Genomic DNA, 6,157 nt, shown 5'->3' with positions numbered 1-6,157 from the left:
GTGTGGGCTGGCTTTTGCATGCCCAAAACGCTGCGGAAGTTCCACATACTGGATTCGTTTTTGCTGTTGAGAGTAAAAAAGGATGTGCCACAAAACTTACGTTTTGCGACACATCCTTTTCGCGGATGAAATTACTCAGCCTCGGCCACCACGTTGGTAGCGCGCACGCCCTTGGCGCCGCGGGGATCGGGCTCGGTCTCGAAGGTGACCTTCTGGCCCTCCAGCAGCTTCTTGTAGCCCTCAGCCACGATGGCAGAGAAGTGCACGAACACGTCCTCGCTGCCGTCGTCGGGGGTGATGAAGCCATAGCCCTTCTCAGCGTTGAACCATTTGACAATACCGGTCATGTGGAATTCCTCCTGAATGATAAATTGCGGTTTTGAGGCAAAAGAGAAGCCCACCCCTTTCATGTACGAAAAGGGTGGGCGCAACAGTTCATACATCAAAACAACGTGGTCATTATAACATTCGTCCCCCAGAGGTGTCAAGAAATTTCATGTCGGACCCTGTCTGCCCCATCTGATATTCTCCTGGTACGGGGGTGTTGACATTTTCCTTGTCCATCAGTAGAATGTTATCTGCTCGTTTGCGAATATTATAATAATGTAGTAAGAAGGTTTTGCTGCTATGTCCTTGATTTACTTCGATTATGCCGCCACCACTCCCGTCTGTTCCCAGGCCAAGGAGGCTGTGGTGGAGGCTCTGTCCCACTTTGGCAACCCCTCCTCCCGCTATCCCCTGGGCCGGGAAGCTGCCCAAGGGGTGAAAACCGCCCGGGAGACCGTGGCCCGGGCTCTGGGCTGCACGCCCCAAGAGGTGTATTTCACCTCCTGCGGTACCGAGGGCAACAACTGGGCCATTCGCCGAGGGGTGGAACTGAACCGCCGGAGGGGCAAACACATCATCACCACCGCCATTGAGCACGCCGCCGTGCTGGAGACCTGCCGGGATCTGGAGCGCCAGGGCTACGAGGTGACCTACCTCAAGCCCGACCGGGAAGGGCACATCAACCCTCAGGATCTGGCCGCCGCCCTGCGCCCGGACACCGCCCTGGTGTCCATGATGCTGGTAAACAACGAGGTGGGTTCCATCCTTCCTGTTGCTCAGTGCGTAAAGCTGGTGAAAGCCTTTGACAAAACCATTCTGTTCCACTGCGACGCCGTCCAAGGCTTTTTGAAAGTGCCCTTCACCATGGCGTCCCTGGGGGCGGATTTTGTCTCCGTCAGCGGCCATAAAATCGGCGCCACCAAGGGCATCGGCGCTCTGATGGTGAAAAAGGGTGTGCGTCTCACCCCCTACATCACCGGCGGTGGACAGGAAAATGGCATGCGCTCAGGCACGGAGGCCACCACTCAGATTGCCGGGTTTGCCGCCGCCTGTCAGGCTACCATGGCCCAGGCTGATCGGTTACAGCGTACCGCCGCCATCAAAGCTTACACGCTGGAAAATCTGAAGAAAGCCATTCCCCAGCTGGAGATCATCGCCCAGGGAGACGCGCCCCATATCTGCGCCGTCACCCTGCCCGGGTACAAAAGTGAGGTAGTGGTGCGTGTGCTGGGAGACGCGGGCATCTGTATCTCCTCCGGCTCAGCCTGCCACAAGGGCAAGCCCAGCCACGTCTTCGCCGCTCTGGGGCTGCCCAAGCCCTGGCTGGACGGGACCCTGCGCCTGTCCTTCTCCCCTGCCTCCACCCAAGAGGAGGCGGACCAACTGGTGGAAGCTTTGAAAGAGGCGGCCACCACCCTGTTTACCACACTGTCTTAATCTGACGATTTTGGAGAGGTCTATCATGCGTTCCTTTTTCCGACGGGAGCCGGGCTTCTATCGCCACCTGGTCGCCTTGGCTCTCCCCATTCTCATTCAAAACCTGATCACCAACTCCCTGGGACTGGTGGACACCTTCATGGTGGGCACCTTGGGTGAGGGCCCTCTGGCGGGCGTCACCCTGGCCAACATCCCGGTGTTTGTGGTACAGCTGATGATGTTCGGCATCCAAAGCGGCTCGGCGGTGCTCATCAGCCAGTACCGGGGCAAGGGAGACTATGCCTCCATCAACCGAGTCATGGGTATCGGCATGTATGTGGCCGGGGCCATCACCCTAGTGTTTGCCCTCATCATGGGCTTTGCCACCCAACCCTTCATGCGCCTGTTCGGCAACGACCCGGAGGTCATCGCCACCGCCGCCCGCTACGCCCGCATTGTGGGCTGGTCCTACTTCTTTGACAGCTTTGTGCAGGTGTATATCGGGGCCCACCGTGCCATGGGCAAGCCCAACCGGGGCATGTATATCCTGGCCGTGTCCATGCTGGGCAACACCTTCCTCAACTGGGTGTTCATCTTCGGCAACCTGGGCGCTCCCCGCATGGCAGAAGAGGGCGCCGCTCTGGCCACCTTGCTGGCCCGTATTCTCTCCTGCACCATCGCCGTGGTGTGGGCCATCCGGGATAAGGGCTTCCGTATCCAGCCCGCCATCTTCTTCCGCCCCGGCCTGGAGATGACCCGGCGGTTCATCCGCTTCTCCACCCCCGTGATGTGCAACGAGACCTTCTGGGGCCTGGGCACTTCCCTGTTCCCCACCATTATGGGCCACATGGACGGTTCCAAGGAGATTCTGGCCGCCTACGCCATTGCGGGCAACATCACCAACCTGTGCACCGTGGGCGTGTTTGCCATCGGCGGCACCGCCGCCATTTTGGTGGGGCAAGAGATCGGTTCCGGACGCACGGACCGGGTGTTCAGTCTGGGTGCATTGCTGGATGTGCTGGCCTTTGCCTTCGGTCTGGTGTCCGGCGGCGTGTTCCTGCTCATCCTCTACTTTATCATAGCCCCCTATCTCTACCCCCTGTTCCATCTGTCCCCCCAGGCTGGGGACATCTGCACCATGATGCTCACCATCGTGTTCTGCTTTATGCCTCTGCGCTCCTTTGACACCACCAACATCGTAGGTGTGCTGCGCGGAGGCGGTGACGTGCGCATGGCCACCCTCATTGACCTGTCCCCCCTGTGGCTGGCCGCCATCCCCCTGGCTGCTCTGTGCGGTCTGGTGCTGGAGCTGGGCATTTTGTGGGTGTATCTGTCCATGATGAGTGAGAACATCATCAAATGCATCTTCGGCCTGCGCCGCTTCCTCAGCGCCCAGTGGATTCACGACGTGACCGTGGTCCAATTTGAAAAAGAAAAATCCTAACCACACTCCGCAACGCCGGAGGGGCGGGAACTCGGTTCCCACCCCTCCGGCGTTTTTTATTTCATTGGCACGGTACTGAGTTTCTTCAAACTTCCCATCAATCGCCGCAGAGGATGCTGATGGTGATAGGCCGCAACGATGCACGACTGCCCCCGGCAGCCCTTGGGCAGCTCAAACATGCGATACTCGCCTTCCCGTCGGCTGTACGTGTCACCCACCAATCCAAACGCCTCACCTCGGCGCAAAATTCCCATATATGTATCAAAATTATCCACGGGGAGCCGCTTGGCAGCTCGAACCTGAGGCATCAACTCCTGGGCCTTGATGGGACTACGGTCCCGGTAAATCAGCAGCTGCTCTTGGGCAATGTCCTCTTTGGTGATCTCCTCTTTGTGATACCAGGGATGACGCTCGGAGACAATGATATACAAGGGGCTGACATACAGAGGAATACAGGTGAAGTTTTTCCAGTGGTGTCCAGAGAATACCGGGAAAATGGCCAGATCCAAATTGTCCTGTTCCAACATCTTCTGCACCTTATGCACGTCGGTGGCCAGCAGCTCCACCCGCAGATGGGGAGACGCTTCCTCCAGACAAGAAATGGCGGGAGCCACCATGCGGGTAAAGGATAGTCCGTTGAAATACCCCACCCGCAGCCGTCCGTCCTTCTGTTGGATGTATTCCTGCACCTCAGTATATCCATAGCGCAGTGCTTGCAGCAACGGAGTGAACACCTCTCGCACCTTCTCCCCCGCCGGGGTCAAGGTAACCCGAGTGGTGGAGCGCTCCAACAGTTTGGCCCCCAGCTCCTGTTCCAACTGCTGGATCTGCTTGGACAAGGCCTGATGGGAGATGTGCAGCCGCTCCGCCGCCCGAGAGTAATTCAGTGTCTCTGCCACTTCCAAGAAATACTCGATTTTTCGTACATCCACCAGTTTCCCCTCCTTTTGAAGGTCATTATACCCCCTTTCCACCATTTCGTCAATCGCACTTGCAAGTTGTGATTGCAATCTTGGCACCAACATGTGCTTCCATCTTGGCGAGTTTTTGATACATTATCCACAGAACAAACAACAATTATTTCAATATTGTTGTGAATCTATGCTATTTTCAGGAGGTCTGCCCCATGTTTGAGTATCGCCCCATGCGCAGCGTCATCTATGCAGACTGTGTGCGGGAAGAGTACCGTCACAAGCTGCAGAGATGGCTTTATTCCGTGCATATCCCTGACAGCATCAGCAAATTTGGCCCTTATTGTACCAAATACGCCTTCTACAATGCTTTGCCCACCCCCCTCAGGGAGAACGCTTTGGCACCCGTAGGATGCAAATGACGGAACATTACTGGATGGTCAATGAGATGACCCCGGAGATGAGCGTCAATGCCTTTACCGAGCGCATGCCTGTGGAGGTGCTGCGCTGGCAGGGCATGATTCCCGACAATGGCACCGACCTGTCCCACGAGGCCAATATGGACGGAGACACCCACCGTGCCTCCGGAGGAGACAATGGCTGCCCGCCTTTCGTCTTTGCCCACGTTCCCATCAACTGGGCGGAAGATTACAAGGGCAAAGGCCGCACCATTGACGACGGCCCCAACTACCGTTGGCAGTTTGTGCTGCGGTGGCCCTGTGAGAAAACCGGCGAGAAGTGGTTCCACGAGGTGTTCGTCCCCTACTTTCAGAACCGCCCTGAGGTCAACCGCTTCGTCTCCAGCAAGATCTACCACGATGTGGTGGGTTGCTCCTTCCACCGGTTGGTGGAGATGTGGTTTGAGGGCCCCGAGGAGTGGTACACCGCTGCGGTTGAGGGCACCCAGAACATGGAGGCCCCCGATTGGGCACAGGAGCCCCAGTTTTCCTTTCTCAAATCCAACTACAACATCGTGGGCATGTTCCTCTCGGACATGGTCTCCAGCGATAACCTGACCCAATATCGGGGTTACATCACCATGCGCTAAGTTCATTGACATAATTCGAAACAGGAAAGGAAGATTCAATCATAAAAATTTTAGGTCTGTCCGCAGGTACTCCCAACGGAAGCAACGACTGCATGTGCAAGGAGGCCCTGATGGGCGCCAAGGAGTGCGGCGCTGAGGTGGAGTTCATCAACGTCACCCAGCTGAACATCAAGCACTGCACCGGCTGTAAGGCCTGCGTCGTGGGCCTGTTCAACGGCCGCGGCAACGCCTGCGTCATCAAGGATGACCTCCAGTGGGTCATTGACAAGATGCTGGAGGCTGACGGCATCGTGTGGGCCGCTCCCATCTTCGAGAAGTGCGCCCCCGGCATCTTCCACACCATCATGGACCGCTTTGGCCCCCGTCTGGACCGCGGCAACCTGATGATCGCCTCCAAGATCGCTGAAGAGAAGGGTGGCGTGGCCATTGACCCCCGCTATCTCCAGGAGAAAGTGGTCACCTTCATGGGCATCGGCGGCTCCGACTGGGCTACCCGCATCCAGTGCGACTTTGCCACCAACGCCCTGACGCCCAAGTGGACCGTCATCGACAACCAGTGCTTCCCCTGGTCCCTGAGCATCATCATGAACGATGAGGCCGTGGCCAAGGCCCACCAGATGGGTGTGGACGTGGCCAACGCCGCCAAGAAGATCGAGGACGGCACCTTCGTCCCCGGCCACGGCATTTACAACGAGGACTACAAGGGTCCTGCTGGTGTGTGCCCCCACTGCCACAGCAACAACTTCTACCTCCAGGAGGACGGTACCGCTGTATGCTGCCTGTGCGGCATTGAGGGCGAGATGAAGAACGTGGACGGCAAGTATGTCTTTGAATTTGACCATGAGAAGTGGATTCCCCACGCCCATGACTCCATCCCCGGCAAGTTCATCCACGGCGACGACATCCAGCGCAACGAGGCCGAAAACCGGGGTATCATGCAGAGTGATGAGGCCAAGGCCCGCAAGGCCCGTTACCGCGATTTCATCCAGTCTTCCAAACCCAACTGCTAAG

7 protein-coding genes are annotated in these 6,157 nt (G+C 57.5%); 5 read left to right on the top strand and 2 right to left on the bottom strand.

Annotation, left to right across the window (positions count from 1 at the left end; all coding sequences use genetic code 11):
* Positions 1 to 131: 131 nt before the first annotated feature.
* A complete protein-coding gene (locus B5G37_RS09850) occupies positions 132 to 347 on the bottom strand; it encodes a cold-shock protein (protein WP_087256981.1) in 216 nt (71 codons plus the stop codon).
* A 280-nt stretch (positions 348 to 627) separates the two neighbouring features.
* On the opposite strand from B5G37_RS09850, the gene B5G37_RS09845 reads away from it, so the two are divergent.
* Positions 628 to 1,764, top strand: coding sequence for a cysteine desulfurase family protein (locus B5G37_RS09845; protein WP_242962860.1), 1,137 nt, complete (start codon positions 628 to 630; stop codon positions 1,762 to 1,764).
* A gap of 25 nt (positions 1,765 to 1,789) precedes the next feature.
* Positions 1,790 to 3,187: an MATE family efflux transporter gene (locus B5G37_RS09840; protein ID WP_087256979.1), complete on the top strand. Its 1,398-nt coding sequence runs from the start codon at positions 1,790 to 1,792 to the stop codon at positions 3,185 to 3,187.
* Between the two features lie 56 nt (positions 3,188 to 3,243).
* Here B5G37_RS09840 and B5G37_RS09835 read toward each other — a convergent pair whose 3' ends face one another.
* On the bottom strand, positions 3,244 to 4,119 hold the full coding sequence (locus tag B5G37_RS09835) for a LysR family transcriptional regulator (protein ID WP_158099391.1): 876 nt from the start codon (positions 4,117 to 4,119) through the stop codon (positions 3,244 to 3,246).
* Between the two features lie 194 nt (positions 4,120 to 4,313).
* Between B5G37_RS09835 and B5G37_RS15930 the strand changes: the two genes are divergently transcribed.
* From B5G37_RS15930 to B5G37_RS09825, 3 genes are read left to right on the top strand one after another with little or no spacing between them, the layout of a single operon-like run.
* Positions 4,314 to 4,520 (top strand): hypothetical protein, encoded by a 207-nt coding sequence (locus tag B5G37_RS15930; protein ID WP_343229709.1) that lies wholly within the window; start codon positions 4,314 to 4,316, stop codon positions 4,518 to 4,520.
* Entirely contained in the window at positions 4,511 to 5,146 is a 636-nt protein-coding gene (locus tag B5G37_RS09830; protein ID WP_343229708.1) for an acetyl-CoA hydrolase, read from the top strand. The genes B5G37_RS15930 and B5G37_RS09830 overlap by 10 nt, the downstream gene beginning before the upstream one ends.
* A 38-nt stretch (positions 5,147 to 5,184) precedes the next feature.
* Complete coding sequence (locus tag B5G37_RS09825) at positions 5,185 to 6,156, top strand: flavodoxin family protein (RefSeq protein ID WP_343229710.1); 972 nt, start codon at positions 5,185 to 5,187, stop codon at positions 6,154 to 6,156.
* The last annotated feature ends 1 nt before the right edge of the window (position 6,157 follow it).

This window comes from Pseudoflavonifractor sp. An85, from assembly GCF_002161235.1.
GTDB lineage: Bacteria > Bacillota > Clostridia > Oscillospirales > Oscillospiraceae > Enterenecus.
This window is presented reverse-complemented; position numbering and strand designations above follow the sequence as displayed.